The organism is Microbacterium sp. AC026 (assembly GCF_979258475.1).
This window is the reverse complement of record NZ_OZ409857.1, coordinates 3,169,272-3,190,004: the sequence shown is the minus strand read 5'-3', so window position 1 is coordinate 3,190,004 and position 20,733 is coordinate 3,169,272. Positions and strand designations below refer to the sequence as shown.

14 protein-coding genes, 1 tRNA gene, 1 other RNA gene and 2 pseudogenes are annotated in these 20,733 nt (G+C 69.6%); 6 read left to right on the top strand and 12 right to left on the bottom strand.

The genetic code is table 11. The annotated features are described in order from the left end of the window. Position 1: 1 nt before the first annotated feature. The 7 genes and pseudogenes from ACZZ93_RS16125 to ffs form a co-directional block, all read right to left on the bottom strand. Positions 2-2,506 carry a glycoside hydrolase family 65 protein gene (locus ACZZ93_RS16125; protein WP_463511562.1) on the bottom strand — a complete coding sequence of 835 codons (2,505 nt, stop codon included), beginning with the start codon at positions 2,504-2,506 and terminating at the stop codon, positions 2-4. Further along, complete coding sequence (locus tag ACZZ93_RS16120; RefSeq protein ID WP_400341846.1) at positions 2,503-3,351, bottom strand: HAD-IA family hydrolase; 849 nt, start codon at positions 3,349-3,351, stop codon at positions 2,503-2,505. Before ACZZ93_RS16120 ends, ACZZ93_RS16125 begins: the two co-directional genes overlap by 4 nt. Positions 3,352-3,405: 54 nt before the next feature. Then, a pseudogene (locus ACZZ93_RS16115) lies at positions 3,406-4,625 on the bottom strand (acetate/propionate family kinase). After that, a pseudogene (gene pta, locus ACZZ93_RS16110) lies at positions 4,622-6,744 on the bottom strand (phosphate acetyltransferase). The pseudogenes ACZZ93_RS16115 and pta overlap by 4 nt, the downstream one beginning before the upstream one ends. A 60-nt stretch (positions 6,745-6,804) precedes the next feature. Further along, a complete protein-coding gene (locus tag ACZZ93_RS16105) occupies positions 6,805-7,539 on the bottom strand; it encodes a hypothetical protein (RefSeq protein WP_463511561.1) in 735 nt (244 codons plus the stop codon). Continuing rightward, on the bottom strand, positions 7,536-8,153 hold the full coding sequence (locus tag ACZZ93_RS16100; protein WP_232224462.1) for a rhomboid family intramembrane serine protease: 618 nt from the start codon (positions 8,151-8,153) through the stop codon (positions 7,536-7,538). Before ACZZ93_RS16100 ends, ACZZ93_RS16105 begins: the two co-directional genes overlap by 4 nt. Positions 8,154-8,195: 42 nt before the next feature. Beyond that, positions 8,196-8,292: signal recognition particle sRNA small type (ffs, locus tag ACZZ93_RS16095), an RNA gene on the bottom strand. A gap of 50 nt (positions 8,293-8,342) precedes the next feature. On the opposite strand from ffs, the gene ACZZ93_RS16090 reads away from it, so the two are divergent. The 5 genes from ACZZ93_RS16090 (at position 8,343) to ACZZ93_RS16070 (ending at position 15,795) form a co-directional block, all read left to right on the top strand. Beyond that, complete coding sequence (locus tag ACZZ93_RS16090) at positions 8,343-11,078, top strand: hypothetical protein (RefSeq protein ID WP_463511560.1); 2,736 nt, start codon at positions 8,343-8,345, stop codon at positions 11,076-11,078. Further along, the gene (locus tag ACZZ93_RS16085) at positions 11,066-11,251 is read left to right on the top strand and encodes a hypothetical protein (protein ID WP_463511559.1); all 186 of its coding nucleotides are present in this window, start codon (positions 11,066-11,068) and stop codon (positions 11,249-11,251) included. Before ACZZ93_RS16090 ends, ACZZ93_RS16085 begins: the two co-directional genes overlap by 13 nt. Before the next feature lie 87 nt (positions 11,252-11,338). After that, positions 11,339-12,328, top strand: coding sequence for an AAA family ATPase (locus tag ACZZ93_RS16080; protein WP_056279820.1), 990 nt, complete (start codon positions 11,339-11,341; stop codon positions 12,326-12,328). Positions 12,329-12,341: 13 nt separating this feature from the next. Continuing rightward, positions 12,342-13,553, top strand: a complete 1,212-nt coding sequence (locus ACZZ93_RS16075; protein ID WP_463511558.1) for a DUF58 domain-containing protein — start codon at positions 12,342-12,344, stop codon at positions 13,551-13,553. Further along, the gene (locus tag ACZZ93_RS16070) at positions 13,540-15,795 is read left to right on the top strand and encodes a transglutaminase TgpA family protein (RefSeq protein WP_463511557.1); all 2,256 of its coding nucleotides are present in this window, start codon (positions 13,540-13,542) and stop codon (positions 15,793-15,795) included. Before ACZZ93_RS16075 ends, ACZZ93_RS16070 begins: the two co-directional genes overlap by 14 nt. Positions 15,796-15,831: 36 nt before the next feature. Here the strand turns inward: ACZZ93_RS16070 and trhO are convergent, their stop codons facing one another. After that, positions 15,832-16,722: an oxygen-dependent tRNA uridine(34) hydroxylase TrhO gene (gene trhO / locus ACZZ93_RS16065; RefSeq protein WP_072591645.1), complete on the bottom strand. Its 891-nt coding sequence runs from the start codon at positions 16,720-16,722 to the stop codon at positions 15,832-15,834. 9 nt (positions 16,723-16,731) lie between these two features. Next, a complete protein-coding gene (locus ACZZ93_RS16060; RefSeq protein ID WP_157538284.1) occupies positions 16,732-17,610 on the bottom strand; it encodes an aminoglycoside phosphotransferase in 879 nt (292 codons plus the stop codon). A 244-nt stretch (positions 17,611-17,854) separates the two neighbouring features. Here ACZZ93_RS16060 and ACZZ93_RS16055 point away from each other — a divergent pair. Further along, positions 17,855-17,942 (top strand) — tRNA-Ser (locus ACZZ93_RS16055). Between the two features lie 115 nt (positions 17,943-18,057). Here the strand turns inward: ACZZ93_RS16055 and ACZZ93_RS16050 are convergent. From ACZZ93_RS16050 to ACZZ93_RS16040, 3 genes are read right to left on the bottom strand one after another with little or no spacing between them, the layout of a single operon-like run. Beyond that, positions 18,058-18,657, bottom strand: a complete 600-nt coding sequence (locus ACZZ93_RS16050) for a GNAT family N-acetyltransferase (RefSeq protein WP_053097419.1) — start codon at positions 18,655-18,657, stop codon at positions 18,058-18,060. A 29-nt stretch (positions 18,658-18,686) separates the two neighbouring features. Then, positions 18,687-19,325 carry a phosphatase PAP2 family protein gene (locus ACZZ93_RS16045; protein ID WP_072591647.1) on the bottom strand — a complete coding sequence of 213 codons (639 nt, stop codon included), beginning with the start codon at positions 19,323-19,325 and terminating at the stop codon, positions 18,687-18,689. Between the two features lie 30 nt (positions 19,326-19,355). Further along, positions 19,356-20,720: a multidrug effflux MFS transporter gene (locus tag ACZZ93_RS16040; protein WP_394194683.1), complete on the bottom strand. Its 1,365-nt coding sequence runs from the start codon at positions 20,718-20,720 to the stop codon at positions 19,356-19,358. Between the last annotated feature and the right edge of the window lie 13 nt (positions 20,721-20,733).

Genomic DNA, 20,733 nt, shown 5'->3' with positions numbered 1-20,733 from the left:
CTCAGTCGATCGGCTCGATGATGGGGATGGCGGTCGTGATCACCGGGACGGATGCGGACAGCCGCGTGCCGTCCTCGCGCAGCGCGTCGGCGAACTGCCGCAGCGACGGGCGACCGGGGATGAGCGGTCCCTGATCCGCGAGTGGGACGACGACCTCCTGCTCGGTCGTGGCGATGTATGCCACATCGCGCAGCGTGAACGGCACCGGGTCTCCGGAGAGCACTCGCACGCGCAGCTCACCCGTCGTGAGCGTGACCTGCAGAGAGGCCCCCTGCCACTGCAGCGGGTACGACAGCGACGGCCAGTCGGCGGGCAGCCGCGGGTCGAAGCTGAGCTCGCCGGCATAGTCGCGCATACCGCCGAAACCGCAGACGAGAGCGGTCCACACGCCTCCGGCCGACGCGACGTGCACACCGTCCGCCGCGTTGTGGTGCAGGTCGTGCAGGTCGACGAACAGCGACTGCCGGAAGTACTGCAGAGCGAGATCCTGGTAGCCCACCTCGGCGGCGAGGATCGACTGCACGACGGCCGACAGCGTCGAATCGCCCGTGGTCAGCGGGTCGTAGTAGTCGAAGTCGGCCTTCTTCTCCTCCGGCGTGAAGTGGTTGCCCTGCAGGAACAGCGCGAGCACGACATCCGCCTGCTTGAGCACCTGGAACCGGTAGATGACGAGCGGGTGGAAGTGCAGCAGCAGCGGTCGCTGCTCCTTCGGCGTGTGCGCCAGATCCCAGACCTCGCGCTCGAGGAACAGCGAGTCCTGCGGGTGGATGCCGAGCCGTTCGCTGAACGGGATGAACATCGCGTCGGCGGCGCGCTCCCAGCCTTCCGCCTCGCCCTCGGCGAGTCCGGTGCGCTCGACGACCCTGGCGAACTCCTCGCCGTTGGCCTCCTGCGCCTCACGCACGACCTTCGCCGCGTAGCGCAGGTTGTAGCGCGCCATGACGTTCGTGTAGAGGTTGTCGTTGACGACGGTGGTGTACTCGTCAGGACCTGTCACACCGTGGATGTGGAAGGTCTCGATGCCGTCGTCGTCCTTCGTGTCGGCGACGAGGCGCGAGGTGCGCCAGAACCCGAGTGTCGCCCACAGTCGCGCCGTCTCGATCGCGATGTCGATGCCCTCACGCCGCAGGAAGTCGTCGTCGCCCGTCGCGCGCACGTACTTGCCGAGCGCGAAGCTGACGTCGGCGTTGATGTGGTACTGCGCCGTGCCGGCCGCGTAATAGGCGGAGGCCTCTTCGCCGTTGATCGTGCGCCACGGGAACAGCGCGCCCGCCTCGTTGAGCTGCGCGGCCCGTCGGCGAGCCGCCGGAAGCATGAGCACTCGCGCCCGGAGCGCGTTGCGCGCCCACTGCGGCGACGTGTAGGTGAGGAACGGGAGCACGTAGATCTCGGTGTCCCAGAAGTAGTGTCCGCTGTATCCCGACCCCGAGACGCCCTTCGCGGGCACGCCGGTTCCGTCGGCGCGGGCCGAGGCCTGTGCGAGCTGCAGGAGGCACCAGCGGGTCGCCTGCTGGATGTCGTCCTGTCCGCCGATCTGCACGTCGCTGCGAGCCCAGAAGGCAGCGAGCCACTCGGCCTGTCGATCGAACTGCGCCTGGACGCCCTCGACCGCGACGCGGTCGAGGGATCGACGGCAGCGGTCGACGAGCTCACGGGCCGGCACACCGCGGGAGGTGTGGTAGCTGACGAGCTTGGTGACCGTGATGGGCACCCCGGCCTTCGCCTGCACCCGGAACACGTTCTTCGAGATGTCCGCCTCGATGAGAGTGCGCGAGGTGTAGTCGTTCTCGGTCTCGATGATGTGGTCGGCGACCACTGCGACCGTCATGCCTGATGCCGCGACGCTGTAGGACAGCGCGGAGCGCAGTCCGTCCTGCCAGTACTCGCCGGGCTCGAGCACGCGCTCGGCGATCTTCTCGGCCTTGCGCGGATCGAATCCGCCCTTGGCCTGGTTCGGGGTGCCCGCGTACACGCCGGCACCGTCCTGGCGGTTGATCATCTGGCAGCTGACGGTGACCGGGGCGTCGGCGTTCTCGACGACGACCTCGAGTCGCAGCACGGCGAGGTGGCGCTCCTCGAAACTGACGATGCGCTCGTCGCGCATCCGCACGCGCTTGCCCGACGGGGTCTCCCACACCACGGTGCGCTCGAGCACGCCGGTGCGCATGTCGAGCGTGCGGCGGTACTCGCGCACGTCCGCCTCGTCGAACGAGATCGGCTCGTCATCGACATAGACGCGCATGACCTTGGCGTCGGGGGCGTTGACGATCGTCTGCCCCACCTCGGCGAAGCCGTAGGCCTGCTCGGCGTGCCGGATCGGCCACGTCTCGTGCAGTCCGTTGATGAAGGTGCCGTGCTCGTGGGCGCCGCGCCCCTCGATGTGGTTGCCCCGGAGTCCGAGGTAGCCGTTGCCGACGGCGAACAGGGTCTCGGCGACCCCGTCTTCGGAGTAACGCGTCTCGATGAGGCGCCAGGGGTCTACGGGGAAGCGGTCGCGGTCGATCATGCGGTCTCCTCGTTGTCGGAGCGGGGTGCCTGAGCGGCGGAGTCGGACGGCGCGGACTCGTCGGCCGCGGGGTCGAGGAACACGTCGAGATCGTCGACGACGACCGTCGCGCCGGCGGCGCGCAGCGCGTCGGCCCCGGTGCCGCGGTCGACGCCGACTACGGTCGCGAATCCGGCTGCGGCGGCAGAGGCCGCGCCCGAGGTCGCGTCCTCGACGGCGATGCTGCGGGCCGGGTCGACGCCCAGCGCCACGGCGCCGGCGCTGAACATGTCGGCGGCGGGCTTGGAGGCGAGGTTCTCGCGCTCTGCGACGACACCGTCGACCACGATGCGGAAGAACGAGCGGATGCCGGCGGCAGCCAGCACCTCTTCGGCGTTCTTGGAGCTCGAGACGACACCGAGCGGGATACCGGCGGCGGAGAGCTTCTCGACGAGTGCGAGCGATCCGGGGAACGGGGCGATGCCCTCGCCACGCAGGGACTCGGCGAACGCGGCGTTCTTGCGGTTGCCGATGCCGCAGATCGTCTCGGCCTCGGGCGGGTCGTCGACCGCACCCCAGGGGATCTCGACGTTGCGGCTGCGCAGCAGACTGGCCACGCCGTCATAGCGCTTCTTGCCGTCGACGTAGTCGAAGTAGTCGGCATCCGAATACGGAGGAGTGATGCCCCAGCGCTCGAACACGTCGTCGAAGACGACCTTCCACGCGCGCATGTGCACTTCGGCGGTCGGCGTCAGCACGCCGTCGAGATCGAACAGGACGCCTTCGGCGCGGAGCGGATCGGGCAGGGCTTCGGGCACAGCAGCCTCCAGGAGAAGGACGAGGGTTCCGGCACCTCTCCGTGCCACTGTGCAAGCGTAGTGCGGCTCGGCACCGAGCGGTAACCCCCGAGGGCGTATCGGTCAGAGCAGACGGAACGTCTGCCGGGCGATCTCGAGCTCTTCGTTCGTGGGCACCACGAGCACAGCGACTCTGGACGCGTCCGTCGAGATCCGCCGGACTCCGCGCTGGCGTGCGGCATTGCGCCCGTGATCGATCTCCACGCCGGCGAATCCGAGCGTCGCCATCGCTTCCGCGCGCACGGCCGCTGCGTTCTCGCCGACCCCCGCGGTGAAGGAGATCACGTCGACTCCGCCGAGCTGCGCGATGTACGACCCCGCATACGCCCTGAGCCGGTGGATGTAGACGTCGAACGCGAGCGTCGCCGCCGCATCTCCCGCTTCCCTGCCCGCGAGGATGTCGCGCATGTCGCTGCGCCCTGCGAGGCCTTTGAGCCCACTGCGCGTGTTGAGGAGCGCATCGAGATCGTCGATCGAGTACCCGGCTCGACGCGAGAGGTGCACGAGGGCCGCAGGATCGAGATCGCCGGACCGGGTCCCCATGACGAGCCCCTCGAGCGGAGTGAGCCCCATCGAGGTCTCCACCGATCGGCCACCCTCGATCGCGGTCACCGAGGCGCCGTTGCCGAGATGGAAGACGAGCTGGCGGAGTGTGCCCAGGTCGCGCCCGAGGAACGCGGCGGCCGACTCGCTCACGAACTGGTGGCTGGTGCCGTGGAATCCGTATCGGCGCACCCGGTGCTTCGCGGCGAGCTCTGCGTCGATCGCATAGGTGTAGGCGGCCGGAGGCAGTGTCTGATGGAACGCCGTGTCGAACACGGCGACGTGCGGGACGCCGGAGAACACCGCCCTCGCCGCGACGATCCCGGCGAGGTTCGCGGGGTTGTGCAGGGGGCGAGCACCGAGAGCTCCTCGATCTGCTCCTCGACGTTCGGTGTGACGAGGGTGGGTGCGTAGAACCGTGCCCCGCCGTGCACCACCCGGTGGCCGACTGCGACGGGCGGATGCTCGTCGAGCAGCGGACCGTGCTCGGCGAACTGGTCGAGCATCACCGTGAACGCGGCATCGTGATCGGCAACGGGCTGCTCGGAGTCGTACGAGGCGTCGAGCATCGTGACGACGGCATCCCCTCCGGCATCCGGACGCACCGTGTGGCGGACGGCACTGAGGTCCTGTCCGATCCGGTCGATGAGTCCCGTCGCGAGCTCGTTCTCGTTCTCGATGTCGATCAGGCTGTACTTGAGTGACGAGGAACCGCTGTTGATGACGAGGATCGCGCTCATGCGGTCGCTCCTTCGGACTGCGCCTGGATCGCCGTGATCGCGACGGTGTTGACGATGTCGTCGACCAGGGCACCGCGCGAGAGGTCGTTGATCGGCTTGTTGAGACCCTGCAGCACGGGGCCGATCGCGACGGCACCCGCCGATCGCTGCACCGCCTTGTACGTGTTGTTACCGGTGTTCAGGTCGGGGAAGACGAAGACGGTCGCTCGCCCTGCCACCGCCGAGTCGGGGAGCTTCGCCTTCGCCACCGCTGCGTCGGCCGCGGCGTCGTACTGGATCGGGCCTTCGACGAGCAGCTCGGGTGCACGCTCGTGCACGAGTGCGGTCGCGGCTCTGACCTTGTCGACGTCGGCACCCGAGCCGGACTCCCCGTCGAGTACGACAGCATCGCGATGCGCGGCTCGATGCCGAACTGCTGTGCGGTCGCTGCCGACGAGATCGCGATGTCGGCCAGCTGCTCGCTCGTCGGATCCGGGATCACCGCGCAGTCGCCGTAGACGAGCACCCGGTCGGCGAGCGCCATGAGGAAGACGCTCGACACGACGGTGACGCCCGGCTTGGTCTTGATGATCTCGAACGACGGGCGGATCGTGTGCGCCGTCGTGTGCGCGGCACCCGAGACCATGCCGTCCGCGAGGCCCAGGTGGACCATCATCGTGCCGAAGTACGACACGTCGGTGACCGTGTCGGCGGCCTGGGCCAGCGTGATGCCCTTGTGCGCCCGCAGCCGCGCGTACTCGGCCGCGAAGCGCTCGACCATCTCGGGATCGTTCGGGCTGATCACCTGGGCCGCCGATATGTCGACGCCCAGCTCGACCGCCCGAGCCCTGACCGCCGACTCGTCGCCGAGGATCGTGAGATCCGCGACCTCCCGGGCCAACAGGGTCGCCGCCGCTCGGAGGATGCGGTCGTCATCGCCCTCCGGCAGCACGATGCGTCGACGGTCGGAGCGTGCTCGTTCGATGAGGCCGTACTCGAACATCAGCGGAGTGACGACGCGCGACTCCGCGAGACCCAGCTGAGTGGTGAGCTCGGCGATGTCGACGTGGGTCTGGAAGAGCCCCAGCGCCCGGTCGTAGCGGCCCCGCGACTCGGGCGAGATGCGGCCACGGGCCCCCATCACGCGCACCGCGGTGTCGTAGGTGCCGAGGTCGGTCGCGATGATCGGCACGGTCGAGGTGAAGCCGTCGAGCAGCTGGACGATCGGCTCGGGAAGCGGGAAGGGGCCGTTCAGGATGATGCCGGCGACTCGGGGGAACGTGCCGGACGCATCCGCGAGCAGCGTCGCGAGCAGCACCTCGGTGCGGTCGGCGGGGATCACCACGACCGACTCCTCCGTGAGCCGGGGAAGCACGTTCACCATCGACATGCCCGCGACGACGATCGTCAGCGCCTCGCGTGCGAGACGGTCGCGGTCACCCTTGATGAGCCGGCCGTCGACCGCGGCGAGGATGCCGTCGATCGACGGTGCCACCAGGGTGCGGTCCTCGGGGATCGCCCACACCGGCGTGGTCTTCTGCGGGCGCACCGCCGCGACGGCCTGTTCGATGTCGTCGAGCCGATCGGGGTCGGCCCGGTTCACGATGATCGCGAACAGCTCCGCACGCTCGACCTCGAGTTCGGCGAGCGCGAGCGCCCCGATCTGTCCGACCGCGGCGGGAGTGCGGGCGGTGGTCGTGCCCAGCTGCTCGGCCTGCCGCTGCTGATCGCGACCGCTGAGCACGAGCAGCACGGGCGCCGCCAGGTTCGCGGCGATCCGGGCGTTGTACCCCAGCTCTGCGGGGCTGGCGACATCGGTGTAGTCGCTGCCGATGATGACGACCGCGTCGCACTGGGCTTCGACCGCCTTGAACCGGGCGACGATGGTCGACAGCGCCCGGTCGGGGTCGTCTCGCACATCGTCGTAGGTCACGCCGATGCAGTCCTCGTAGTCGAGGTGCACCCCGTCGTGTGCGAGCAGCAGCTCGAGCACGTCGTCGCGCTCGGTCACCGACCGGGCGATCGGGCGGAAGACGCCGACCCGCGGGGTGACGCGCATGAGCGCGTCGAGCACGCCGAGGGCGATGGTCGACTTACCGGTATGGCCTTCGGCCGAGGTGATGTAGATGCTCTGCGCCACAGTCCCACCCTAGGTGCACGACCTCATGATCTCGCTGGGTTGACAGCCGTGCGAAACAGCTCAGCAGGGCGGCGAGAGCGCATCGACCACGGCTGCGGCGTCAGAGGCGTAGCGCGTGTAATAGGTGGGGTCGAGGTTGATCTGCACCCGGTGGATCGCGAGCGACGGATCCATCGACTGCCAGTCGGGGACTCTCGCGAGGCGCTCGTAGAACAGCGTCGCGGCGGTCGCCGGGTCCATGCGCTGCTCGGCCGAACCCCACCAGTGCTGCTGTTGGAAGAGTCCGATGCTCGTCGTCCGGCTGCCATCGGGGTTCGTGAACCCGCTCGTCTCCCAGTCGCCGTAGTCGATGTTGTTCAGGCTGCTCTCGCCCATCGCCGTCATGACGCCCAGGATCTGCCCGTCTCGACCGAAGCCGAGCGCGGTCGCCGTCTGCATGATGGTCGCGGCGTTCTCGAGCTGCTCCCCCTGCCAGCCCGCGACACCCGCCTCCGGGAACGTGGTCGGATCGGAGATGCAGATCGCCAGCGGCTTCTCGTGGGCGAGTCCCAGCGGGATCAGCACCGCGGCGAGCGCGACCACGATCACCGCCGCCGCAGAGAGTGCGACGCGTCGCAGCACCTTCGCCCGCCGCATCCGCCGCTGCGCTCGACGTCGCGGCGACGCGCGGTGCGTGCGTGCGCGCTGCCGACTCGCCGTCTTGCCGTCAGTCGCCTTGCGGGCGCCTGCCTTCCTGCGAGCCGCCGTCTTCCTCGTCGACGGCGTCTTCCTCGTGGTCGCGCCCCGAGAGCTCATACGCTGCGGGTCTCGCGTCCGCCTCTGCCGACGAACGCGGCGAGGCCGCCCCCGATCGCACCGAACAGATGCGCCTGCCACGAGATGCCCTCGCGAACGCCGACGACGCCGGCGAGCATCGAGCCGCCGTAGAGTCCGATCACGATGAGCGCGACGATCGCATAGAGCACGCGATGAGCGACTCGTCCCGGCGCGAAGACCCGCATCACGGTGTATCCGAAGTATCCGAAGACGAGTCCTGATGCCCCGACGGTCAATGCTCCTGGCGCGTTCACGAGCCATGTGCCGAGGCCGCCGACCACGGCGGCGAATGCGGTGACGGTCCAGAACCTGCGGGCGCCTTCGACAGCGACGAGGCTGCCGAGCACGAGAAGCGGCACGGTGTTGCCGATCAGGTGCGCCCAATCCGCGTGCAGGAGAGGCCCGACCACGATGCCCCCGAGACCCGAGAGGTCCCAGGACCGAAGACCGAAGCCCGTGAAGGACCCGGGGAGGATCGCGTCGACGAGCTGCACGAGCCACATCAGGGCGACGAGCAGCAGAGGCGCCGCGAAACGGCCGAGAGCGCTGGAGCGCGGGGAGTCGGCGGTGCGGGTCACATCTGGCCTTGTCACGTCACGATCCTGTCAGGACTGCCCCGGAGGACCCTGACAAAAGAAAGTGACCCTCCGCGCACCCAGCAGAGCCCGGTTACCCTTGCTGCGTTTCCGCCCTGGGGGAATTGGCCTGGATGCCGCCACGCGGAGAGCCGTCGACAAGTCTAGCCGATGTCTGCCCCTGCTCTTTGACAGACTGGGCAGGTCATGGATCCCGTCGCCGCCCCTCCCCTGTCGACGTGGCATTTTCCGGGCACGCTGCGCACCTACCAGGCCGAGGTCCTCGACCGGATCCCTCCGGGAGGCCCAGCCCCGCTGCACATCGTCGCCCCGCCAGGCTCCGGGAAGACGCTGCTGGGCCTGCTGCTCGCCGCACGCGAAGGTCACCGCACTCTCGTGCTGTCGCCGACGGTGACCATCCGCCATCAGTGGGTGCGCACCGCGTCGGAGCTGGCGCCGGACGCGGCGGGCGTCTCGGATGATCCCGAGCGTCTCGGCGACCTGACGGTGCTCACCTATCAGCTGCTCAGCGTGACGGGAGACGGCTCACCCTTCGACGACCTCGCCAGGGCGATCTGGACGGAGGAACTCGTCGCGAGCGGCCGCAGCGAGGCGGATGCCGCGACGTGGCTCGCCGAGCTGGCGGTCGACAACCCCGCCCGCCACCGCTCCGGCATCCGCAGTCGTGCGCGCCGACTGCGTTCGCGTTTCACCCGCCAGCGCCCTTCGGAGCTCGCTCGCGTGCTGCACCCGAACGCCGTCGCGCTCATCGACCGACTCGTCGAGGCGGGGGTGCGCACGGTCGTGCTCGACGAGTGCCATCATCTGCTCGACCACTGGGCGATCGTGGTGGCCTATCTGGTCGCCCGCATCCGAGAGAGCGGCGCGGAGCCGACGCTGATCGGCCTCACCGCGACCCTGCCGTCGCCCGACGACGAGACCGAGTACGAGAACTACAGCCACCTGCTCGGCGAGGTCGACTACGAGGTGCCGACACCGGCGGTGGTCAAGGAGGGCCACCTGGCTCCGTATCGCGATCACGTGATGTTCACCGAGCCCCTGCCCGCAGAGGCCGCGTTCATCCGACGGCACGAATCGCTACTGCACGACCTGATCACGCAGGTGCTGTCGACCTCCGACGCGCTGTCGTACCTCGAGCATCACCTCCAACCCGCAGAGCCGCAGGACGCCTCTCTCGCCGAGACTCCGCTCGCCCGCCTCGACCGGGCCTTCGCGACGGACTTCGCCCTCACCCGGTCATGCGCTCTCGTGCTGCGCGAGGTCTCTCCGCAGCATCCGCTCATCGCCTCCATCCCGCCGGCCCTGCTCGACCGATGCACGACCGACGACCTGCTGACGGTCCTGTCACGGTTCGCCCAGGCACGGCTGCTCTCGGATCCCTCTGCCGTGCGCCAGTGGGAGTACGTGCGGCGCTCGCTCGCGGACTTCGGGTACGCGCTGACCGACCGGGGTATCCGACGCGGCCGCAACCCGATCGAGACCACTCTGGCGTTCTCCGCCGCCAAGGACCACGCGGCCGTCGAGATCCTCCAGCGAGAACTCGCCGGCGCCGACGGCGATCGGATCCGCGCGGTCGTCGTGACCGATTTCGTCGAGCACGGCAACAGCCGCGGTCTGGCCGGTGACGCACCCGCCGGGGCGCTCCGCACGTTCGGCCTCCTCGCCGTCGACGCTGTCACCTCCCGACTGCGCCCCGTGCTGCTGACCTCGCAGCACCTGCGTGTCCGCGCCGACGACGCCGCCGACATCGCGGTCGCGCTCGGCGAACTGCTCGGCGAGCCGGTCGGCATCGCGGAGGGCATCGGTCCCGTGCGCGACCTGCAGGTGCGCGCCGCCGGAAGCGGACGAGTCGTCGCGGCCGTGTCCGAGCTGATCCGCCGAGGCGATGTGCGCCTGCTCGTCGGCACCCGGGGGCTGCTCGGCGAAGGCTGGGACTGCCCGTCGGTGAACACCCTCGTCGATCTCACGACCGTGGCCACCTCATCCGGCACCCAGCAGCTGCGGGGGCGCACCCTGAGGCTCGATCCGGCATGGCCCGAGAAGGTCGCGCACAACTGGTCGGTCGTCTGCCTGATCCCGTCGCACGTCGACCTCGACGATGCGTCCGAGTCCCTGCGACTCCGTCGTCGGCATTCGCATCTGTGGGGGCTGAGCGCCGAGGGCGACGGCCGGATCGTCAGCGGACTGGGTCATGCACTCACCGCACCCGCCGTCGAGGCGTGGACTCGTGTGCTCGACAAGGACCCGTCGACGACGATCGCGGATCTCGGCGCCCTCGTGCGCGCGCAGTGGCCCTCTCGGAGTCGGACGAGGGAGGAGTGGCGGATCGGCGAGCCGTACCGTGCCCACGAACGGGAGACGGTGTCGATCCGTCGGACGACCCGCGCCCCACTGCTTCGCGCCGCGCAGACGGCGAGGGCGGGAGCGGTCGGCGGCTTCCTCGCCGGCGCCGCGACGATAGGCATGCTCGTCACCGTGCTCGCGCTCTTCGGGGTCTCCTTCGCCCCTGCCTTCGGGGTCGCGCTCGCGCTGATCGGGGGCGCTGTCGCTGCGACGGCATCCGCTGTGCGCATGCTCGTCCGCTCTCTGCGCGATCGCTCGAGGCCGGCCGAGATCTACCGAGCCGCGGCGGTCGCCGTCGCCCGCACGCTGGAGGAGGCAGGACGCGTCGGGCGGATCGACGAGTCAGCGATCACTGCGCGGCCGGACGACGCCGACCCCACCCGCATCCGCATCGAGCTCGGCGGCTCCGTCTCGGACGCACGCGTGATCGCCGATGCCGTCGAGGAGCTCTTCGCACCGGTGCGCACACCCCGGTTCCTGCTGCGCATCGACGCGGCCGGGCTGCCGCGGGTCCGGGTGCTCGAACGCCTCGCCGACCGCCTCTCCCCGGACGCACGCTTCTCGCTGTGCCTCGCCTGATCGCCCGGCGGCGCGGAGACGCCGAGCGCTTCTGCGACCATTGGCGGGCCCTGATCGGCACGTGCTCACTGCACGAGCTGAGCGGGGTGCAGGGACTCGCCCTGCTGCGTGTCGCGCGCAGCGCCGACCGCCGGGTGGACCCCGCAGAACCCCGGGCTCGTGTCTGGGGCTGATGCCCGACGCCGGTTCTCACCCCAACCGTAGGCAGCCGGGTTACGATCGGTTCACGCGCACCGCAGCGCCCACGCGAGAGGGAACGCATGCCAGAGAACCCGCCCCTGATCCCGGCCGTCGTCGACGCCGAGCAGTTCGCCGCGCAGACGTCTGCCATCGTCGAGTCCGTCGGACGGGTGATCGACGGCAAGCCGGATGCCGTGCGGAGCGCGCTCGTGTGCCTGCTCGCCGAGGGACACCTGCTGATCGAGGACGTGCCAGGCGTCGGCAAGACGATGCTGGCACGCGCGCTCGCCGCAAGCGTGGACGCGACCGTCCGCCGCATCCAGTTCACTCCCGACCTCCTCCCCGGCGATGTGACGGGCGTGAGCGTCTACAACCCCGTCGATCGCGAGTTCGAGTTCAAACGCGGCGCCGTGTTCGCGCACATCGTGATCGCCGACGAGATCAACCGCTCGTCGCCCAAGACGCAGTCGGCGCTGCTCGAGGCCATGGAGGAGGGGCAGGTGACGGTCGACGGGTCGACCCACATGCTGCCCGATCCGTTCCTGGTCGTCGCGACCCAGAATCCGCTCGAGATGGAGGGGACCTATGCGCTGCCCGAAGCACAGCGCGACCGCTTCATGATGCGCATCTCGATGGGCTACCCGGATGCGGCGGCCGAGGCGCTCATGCTGCGACAGCGAGACACCGTGAACCCGCTCGCCGCGGTGCGAGCGGTCGCCGACGCGGCGTCGATCTCGGGACTGATCGCCTGGGCGCGCTCCGTGCATGTCGCTCCGGCGCTCGAGGAGTACACGGTCGCTCTGGCGCAGGCCACCCGAGCCGACCCCAATCTGCACCTGGGTGCGAGCCCGAGGGCGACTCTTCAGCTGATCCGCGCCGCGAAGGTGTGGGCGGCGCTCGACGGACGCGACTTCGTGATCCCGGACGACGTGACCGCGCTGATCGTCCCGGTCTTCGCCCACCGACTCCTTCCCGCCCGCGGCGCGCACCGCGCCGGAGCCCAGCCGGTCGAGGCGGCTCTGCGGCAGATCGTCGAGCGCGTGCGGGTGCCCGTGACCGCGCGCTCCTGACCCGCCGCTCGCCATGCCTCGCCGTCGAACCCTCACCCTGCGGGGAACGGGTGCGCTCCTCTCCGGTCTCGGCTGCCTGATCGCGGCGAACATGCTGGGCGCGCCGATCCTCCTCTACATCGGCATCCTCCTTCTCGTGCTCACCGTCTTCTCGGTTCTCGTCGTGCGACTGCCGCGGCGCACGGGCACCGTCACGCGGCAGGTCTCGACCGACCTGCTGACCGTGTCGGAGACCTCGCGAGTGACCCTGCGCTTCACCCTGCGGGCCCTGCGCGTTCCCCGCGGCCTCTGGCGCGACGTGCTACCGCCCGCGGTGAGCGGCGACTCGGCGGGCGAGTACCCGTCCGAGACCGGCCAGCTGACCTATCTGATCACCGGCGTCCGTCGCGGCGTGTGGCCGATCGGCCCACTGGTGGTGCGCACCGTCGACCCGTTCGGTCTCGCGCAGCGCGAGCAGGCGTTCGGCGAGACGCGCACGGTCACCGTCGTCCCTGAGGTGTTCACGCTCGCGCCGCTGACCGTCAAGGTCGGGGCCGCCGGCGGGACCGCGCACACGTCCTCGAGCCGGCTCGGGCAGGGCAGCGACAATCTCTCGCCGCGCCGCTACATCCCGGGCGACTCGATGCGCCGCATCCATTGGCGGGCGACCGCGCATCGCGGACAGCTGATGGTGCGGCAGGAAGAGGAGGAGTCCAGCCCCGACGCTCTCGTGATCCTCGACCGCAGCGCCGCACGCTGGGCGCGCCCGGGTGATGCCGAGGACCCCGCTTTCGAGACCGCGGTGTCGATGTGCGCCTCCGTCGCCGTGCACCTCGTGCAGGAGGGATACGGCGTCGATGTGATCGACAGCGGCGGGACTCTGCTGGGCACGCTGCGCGGCCACGAAGACGATCGGGACGGCCTTCTCGTCGCCCTCGCGCTGGTCGGCCCGCGCGGCGAGCCCCGCGACCTCCCGACTCTGGTCGGTGGCACACCTCCGGGTCCGCTCGTCTACATCACAGGCGAGATCGACGACGAGGATGTCGCCCTGCTGCGCCCGTCCGGAGCGGCAGCGCCGATGCTGTTCGCGACCGCACCGGGCACCGGCGTCGTCGCGGCGGCCGAGCGGAACGGCTGGCGCTTCGCGAGACTCGGCGACGACATCGCAGAGGCGTGGGAGGACGTGCTGCCCGACCGCATCGGCGGCACCGCGGACCACCGGGGAGCGACCGATGTCCCGAGCTGAACGACAGGCCGAACGCGGATCCCGCCTGGCGTGGCACCGCGAGCATGAGCTGCCCGTCGGCACCGTCCTGCCGTCGGTGCTGGCTGCGGCGGCCGGGCTCGTCGCGATGTGGCCGTTCACCTCGGTCATCGAACCCGGCAGCTGGTCGTTCGCGGTCCTCGCCGTGATCGTCGTCACGGCGCTCACGGGCATGACGTGTCGCACGCTGATGCGCGGCCGTCCGGCCTGGGCACGCGACCTCGTCACGATCGCCGTCCAGATCCTGGTGGTGATGGGCACCGTCGTCCTGCTCGTCGCGGGCGACACCGCGGTGTTCGGCGTCGTGCCCACCGAAGCGACGTTCTACACCTTCCAGGCTCTCGCAGCCGCTGCCTGGGAGGAGATCGCGTTCGGTTCGGCCCCGCTCGCCGCATCACCGGGGCTCCAGGCGGTGATGGGCCTGGGGTTCGGCGTCGTCGCCATCCTGCTCGACCAGCTCGTCGCCCAGCGCGGCGCGATCCTCGCCAGCCTCCTCACCGCCGTCGTCGGATCCATGCCGATGATCGCCACTCTCGGGGGTGTGAACGTCGTCTGGTTCGTGCTGCTCGGCATCCTGATCCTCGTGCTGCTGCGGTACACGGCGGCGCAGAATCCCGATTCGCCGCGGCGGACATCCGTGGCGGTCGCCGCCGGCGTCGGCGTCGCTGCGCTCGCGGCGACGGTGATCGTCGCACCGGTGCTGCCGGTCTCGGCCACTCTCACGGGTACAGGTACGGGGGTCACCGTCGATGCGTCGCTGCGCCTCGGCGATGACCTGCGACAGCCGAACCCTGTCGAGGTGCTCACGTTGGCGACGACGGCGGACACCGCGCCCTACCTGCGACTCACGACGCTGTCGTCGTTCGACGGGCGCGTGTGGGAGCCCGATCGCGGCGACCTGCAGGCGCAGAGCGAGGGATTCGGCCCCGACGAGTGGGCGGACGACATCGAGACGACCGACCAGAACACCTCCATCCGCGTGATCCGGATGTCGAGTTCATGGCTCCCCGTGCCGTACCCCGCGACCGGCGTGCAGGGACTTTCCGCCGCCTGGCGGGTGAGCCCCGAGAACCGCACTCTCGCGTCTCGCAACGGGGATGCCGTCGGCAACGACTACACGGTGCGGTCGCTCGAGGTCTCACCGACTCTCGAGCAGATCCGCGCGCTTCCCGCCGCTTCGCCGATCGTCGACCCCGATGCCGAGCCGGTCGACCTGCCGGACGTGATCGGCGAGACGGCGGCCGAGGTCACGGCGGACGCCACGAACGACTACGACCGCTTGGTCGCGCTCCAGTCGTGGTTCCGGAGCCAGTTCGCCTACTCTCTCGAGACCCCTGTCGATGAGGGCTTCGACGGCACCGGAGCCGATGCGGTCGCCGAGTTCCTCGAGGTGCGGTCGGGATACTGCATCCACTTCGCCGGGGCGTTCGCGCTCATGGCGGAGAGCCTCGACATGGAGGTGCGCATCGTCGTCGGTTACCTTCCCGGTGCGCTGACCGAGACGACGCGCGGCGATGAGGCGGTGTACTCGGTCTCGAGCGACCAGCTGCACTCATGGCCCGAGGTCCTCTTCCCCGGCGTCGGCTGGGTCCCGTTCGAACCGACGGCGTCTCTCGGGGTTCCGACGGCCTTCAGCGCCGCGGCGACGACGGGCGGGGGCACGGGCGGCGCCGCGACGCCCGCTCCGACGGCGGCTCCCAGCACCGAGCAGACCTCGGGACCGGAGCTCGAGCGTGAGGATGCCGGCGACAACGCCGGCGCGACCGGGGAGCGTCGTCAGCTCGACCCCACTCCCGTCGTGCTGACGACTCTCGGGGTGCTGGTGGTGCTGCTGATGCCCGCATTCGCTCGTCTCGCGCTGCGGTTCGCGCGACGCGGGCGCGCGCGGGACGGTGACGCCGGAGCCGCGTGGGCCGAGCTGCGGGCGACCATGCAGGATCTGCGCGTACCCCTGTCGGACGCCGAGACCCCTCGCATGCGCGGCGATGACCTCGTGAGAGACAGCGGCGTGAATGCCGACGCCATCAGAGTGCTCGTCGCCGCAGTCGAGCAGGCGAGCTATGCGCGCCCCTCGGCGAGCGCGGCCCGAGATCTCGACGCCGCTCTGATCGATGTGACGGCTCAACTGCGCCGCAGCGTCGATCGCTGGACGAGGGTCCACGCGTTCCTGCTGCCGCGATCGCTCTTCGTCAGCCGCCGCACCGACGTGCCGCTGCTCGTCTGAGTAGTACCGCGACTGCCGAAGGTGGTGGCGAGGGGATCAGGCGGCGTGCAGCTCGCAGCGCACCGAGTCGCAGGATTCGCAGACGACGAACTGGGTGCGGCAGGCGGGGTCCGGGCAGTTCGCGGTGCGCTTGGTCGGCACACCGCAGCCGACGCACTCGCCGATGACGGCCGCGTGGTCGGAGAAGTCGACGGAGCCGCGCTTGTCGAACACGTAGAGCGACCCCTCCCAGAGGCCGTCGTCACCGTACTGCTCGCCATAGCGGACGATGCCGCCCTCGAGTTGGTACACCTCGCCGAACCCGCGGGCTGTCATCAGGCTCGAGAGCACCTCGCAGCGGATGCCGCCCGTGCAGTAGGTGACGACCGGCTTGCCTTTGAGGTCGTCGTAGGCACCCGAGTCGAGCAGCTGCACGAAGTCGCGAGTCGTCTCGGTGTCGGGAACGACCGCTCCCCGGAAGCGGCCGATCTGCGCCTCGAGCGCGTTGCGTCCGTCGAAGAACACGACCTCGTCGCCTCGCTCCCCCATCAGCTCGTGCAGCTCTTCCGGTGTGAGCCGAGTGCCGCCGCCGATGACGCCGTTCTCATCGACCCGCAATTCGCCCGGTGCTCCGAACGACACGATCTCGTCGCGCACCTTGACGCTGAGCTTCGGAAAGTCGACGCTACGACCATCGGCGTCGACGCCGGTGCCTTCGCTCCACTTGATGTCGGCGTTCTTGAACGGCGCATAAGACCGGAATGACCGCGCCCATTTCTTCAGCGCCAGAAGGTCACCGCCCAACGTGCCGTTGACTCCGTCCTTCGAGATGAGGAGCCGTCCGCGCAGCCCGAGCGCTTCGCCGAGGTCGCGCTGCCACACCCGGATCGCATCCGGATCGGCGAGCGGGGTGAAGACGTAGAAGAGGACGATCTTGGGGGTTGCCACCCAGAGATCCTACGTCGCACGAGCGGGAGCCCGACGCCGCAGCGGCACCCGAGTGCCGAGAAGCCGCCCGACGTGACGATGCACCGCGGGCACGAGTCCGACGTGCTCTCCGGCGTCCGCACGCGTGAGCAGCTTCGTCATCACGTACAGCTGAGAGACGATGCCGCTCTCGGTCTCGAGGTCCCGACGGAATCGCCGCGCGATCTGATCTGCCACGTGCGGAACGGCCAGGGAGTGTCCGAGCAGGAACGCCGGGTCATAGCCGCGCGGCGCCAGACCCCAGGACTCCCAGTCGGCGATCGCGAACGGCTCCCGGTGAAGGTTGTTCCAGTGCAGGTCGCCGTGGCTCGCCACCCAGTCGTCCTGGTCGACGTCGAGGTCGATGCCGAAGAACACGCCGATCCTGCGGCGCATGATCTCGGAATCGAGCACGGTGCGCTCCGTCGGCGTCGCCGCGACGGCGTCGAGGTTGCGTTCGAGCGCGGTCCACCACGTCTCGTCCAGCCCGGGCGTCCGCTCGAGCACGGATGTCGGAGCGCACACCCGACCGGGAAGCAGGCTCATGAGGTCGGCCCGATACACCAGCGGTCCTTCCTCCCACGCCCGCGCGTCGATCAGTCGGGGCTTCTCGACCCCGGTGATGGTCATCGCGTCCTGGTTGCCGACCCACCACGAGCTCCTCGCCCACTCGCTTCGAGCCCAGACGACTCGCAACCAGTATGAGGAGCCGGCCCGTTCGACGGCTGAGCCGATCGACCGGTCGCGCCATCCGAAGCGGGAACGGCCGATCGCATCGAGGCCGAGGTCTGCGAGAGCGCGGGAGTGTGCCAGGCGCAACGCGGTGCGCACAGGAGTGCTGGCCACGGTGGGCAGAGGGTCTGTCGCCATGAACGTCCTTCCGAGACGAGTTCGCCGATCGGTGTCGGCTGCGCGGCCGGGCTCACACACCCTGGCCGTGCGCTCTTATATGACCGCAAAGTGTCTACGTTCGAGGCTAGAGAGCATCGCTTTGCGGGCGCAAGGCTCGGACGGATCGCATACCGGTGGAGCAGCATCCCGCCGGATGATGCTCCTCACACGAGCTGGTCATGGGCTGCCCACCCGATCGGATAGACTGTTCAGGTTGTTCCTTGGTGACGTGTCCGAGCGGCCGAAGGAGCACGCTTGGAAAGCGTGTGTTGTGCAAGCAACCGCGGGTTCGAATCCCGCCGTCACCGCCAAAAAGCATGAAGGGTCTCCGCGCCAGCGGGGCCCTTCATGCTTTTATCGAGCACCGTGGGATTCGGGGAGGCGCGAGCGCAGCGAGCACCGGAGTCGCGGCGCCCGACAGAGAGCTCAGTCGAACGTCACGCCGAAGCTCTGTCCGCCGGGCTCCGCAGGGAGCGGTGTCATGCCCAGCCGCTTGTAGAAGGCGGCGGCGCCCGTGTTGTTCGGGTCCATGCCCAGATGCAGCCCCCGCACTCCGCGGCGGCGCAGTTCGCTGAAGAGCGTCTCGATCAGCTGGCGCCCGAGTCCCTGACCCTGGGTCTCGGGCAGGAGGTCGATGTGCAGGTGCGCGGGGTACTCCTCCGCGTTCGCGTCCCGGCCCGGGGCCTGCGCATAGCCGTATTCGATCATGCGATCCTCACGGGTGCTCGGCTCGTCGACCCTCGGGTACCGCTCCTGTCGCCTAGGCCACCACTCGTCGCGGAACCAGGTCGCGAAGGCATCCGTGTCGTCCGTCGCCACGATGTAGCCGATCACGCGCTCGTCGTCGGTCTCGACGACCCAGGCGAGGTCGGGGTGGCGTTCGACGTACGGCACGGCGAAGAGATCGCCCCAGAGCGAGTCGTCCGAGAAGATCCCGGTCGCGTCGGCTCCGGCATCCGCAGTCCTGACGCAGACGTCGTAGAGGGCGGCGCGGTCGGACGGACGATACGGACGGATGCGCGACAATGCTGCTCCTCGATGCGATGTGGACGGTGTCAGCCTACCGGCGCGACTGCGGGGTCGTCCCGCTGCGACGTCGACTGCACCCACGGCAGCAGCCAGGCCCCCAGCACGAGAACGACGCCGGCGCCGACCAGCGCACCGCCCAGCGTGTCGGTGGCCCAGTGCACCGACAGGAGAGTACGCGAGAGCGCCATCGCGACCACCCAGAGGATGCCGAGGATCGCGGTCCACACGCGAGGGAAGACCAGCCACAGGACCATCGCGATCGTCGCCGCGTTGGCGGCGTGCCCCGAGGGGAACGATCCGTAGTCGCTCACGACGATCATGTCCTCCGGGCGCGCTCGTCCGAACAGGTGCTTCAGCAGCTGCACGGCGCCGGCGCTCGCGAGGAACGCCACAGCGGCGAACACGGCGGCCTGCCATCGCCGAGCCACGAGAAGAGCGGTGATCAGCAGCAGCGGAACGAGCAGGATCGCTATCCACCCGCCGCCGATGCTGTTCAGCACCAACGCGAACGACAGCATCGCGTCGGTGCGGTACGTGCTGATCGTCTCGTTCCACCAGGTGTCGAAGCCGGGAGGCTCGGTGTACCCGAACACGATCGCCGCTCCGAGGAGCGTCGCCGCGACGAGCATCCCTATTCCCCACCACAGCAGCGTTCGTGATCTCATCGAACCATTCTGCCGGTCGGAAGCTGAAAGTCAGGGAGCCAGCATGCCGACAGTCCGTGGACGCACGATCAGCCACAGTGACAGGACCCCGATGGCCGCGCATCCGACCATCACGGAGGCCATGGTCGTGGCGGTGATCCCCGCACCCTGAGAGACCCAGCCGACGACCGGCGAGATCAGCCCTGCGACGCCGAAGTTCGTGGCTCCGATCACGGACGCCGCAGTGCCCGCCGCCTTGCCGTGCCTGTCGAGAGCGAGCACCTGCACGTTCGGGAAGGTGAAGCCGCAGGCCGTCATGAAGACGAACAGCGGGATGACCGTGCCCCACAGCCCGAGGCCGAGCTGATCGGTCACGATGATGGCGATACCCGCGAGAAGCAGGACCGCCGTCGAGTAGGCCATGACCCACTGCGGTCCGAAGCGCGCGGCGAGTCGCGAGGCCGTCTGCACGCCGGCGACGACACCGAGCGAGTTGACCGCGAACAGGAGACCGTACTGCTGCGCGTCGAGCCCGTGCGTCTGCTGGAACAGGAACGGCGAGGCCGACAGGTACGAGAACAGACCCGAGAAGGTCATGCCCCCGATGATCAGCACGCCGATGAAGACGCGATCGGAGAACACCGATCGGTAGCGCTGCATAACTGTCGCGCCGCCCTTCTCCTGGCGGCGTGCGATCGGCAGCGTCTCGGGGATGAAGACGATGGCCGACACGAGCATCACGACGCCGTACAGGGCCAGCACGACGAAGATGCCGCGCCACGGCATCAGCGTGAGCAGCCATGAGCCGATCAGCGGGGCGATCACCGGGGCGACGCCCGACACGAGGGCGAGCCGCGACAGCATCACCACGAGCCTGCGGCCGCCGAACAGATCGCGGACGATGGCCATGGCGACGACGCCGCCCGCGGCCGCTCCCACGCCCATCAACACGCGGGCGCCGCTGAGCAGCGGAAGGGTGGGCGCGTACGCCGCCGCCGCACTGGCGAGCACGTGCAGCGCTGTCACGACGATCAGCGGGATACGGCGGCCCACTTTGTCACTGAGCGGCCCCACGACGAGCTGGCCGAGCGCGAAGCCGATCATCGTGCCCGTCAGGGTCAGCTGGATCGCTGCCGCCGTGGTCTCGAAGTCCTGCTCCAGCACCGGGAAGGCAGGCAGATACAGGTCGATCGTGAACGGGCCGAGCGCGGTGAGCGCGCCGAGCAGCACGATGTACAGGGCTCGGCGGCCGTTCGAGATCGAGTCGCCGGGGTGCAGCATGATCGGCGCGGTGGCCGGGTTCGAGCCGAGCGTGCGGATCGCGCCCGTCGACGACGGGATGCGGATGCTGCCCGTGGCGGTCCGCTCAGGAGCGGGGGCGGTCGGGATGGAGTCAGTGCGTGGAGCGTCGGGCACGACGGTCCTTCCG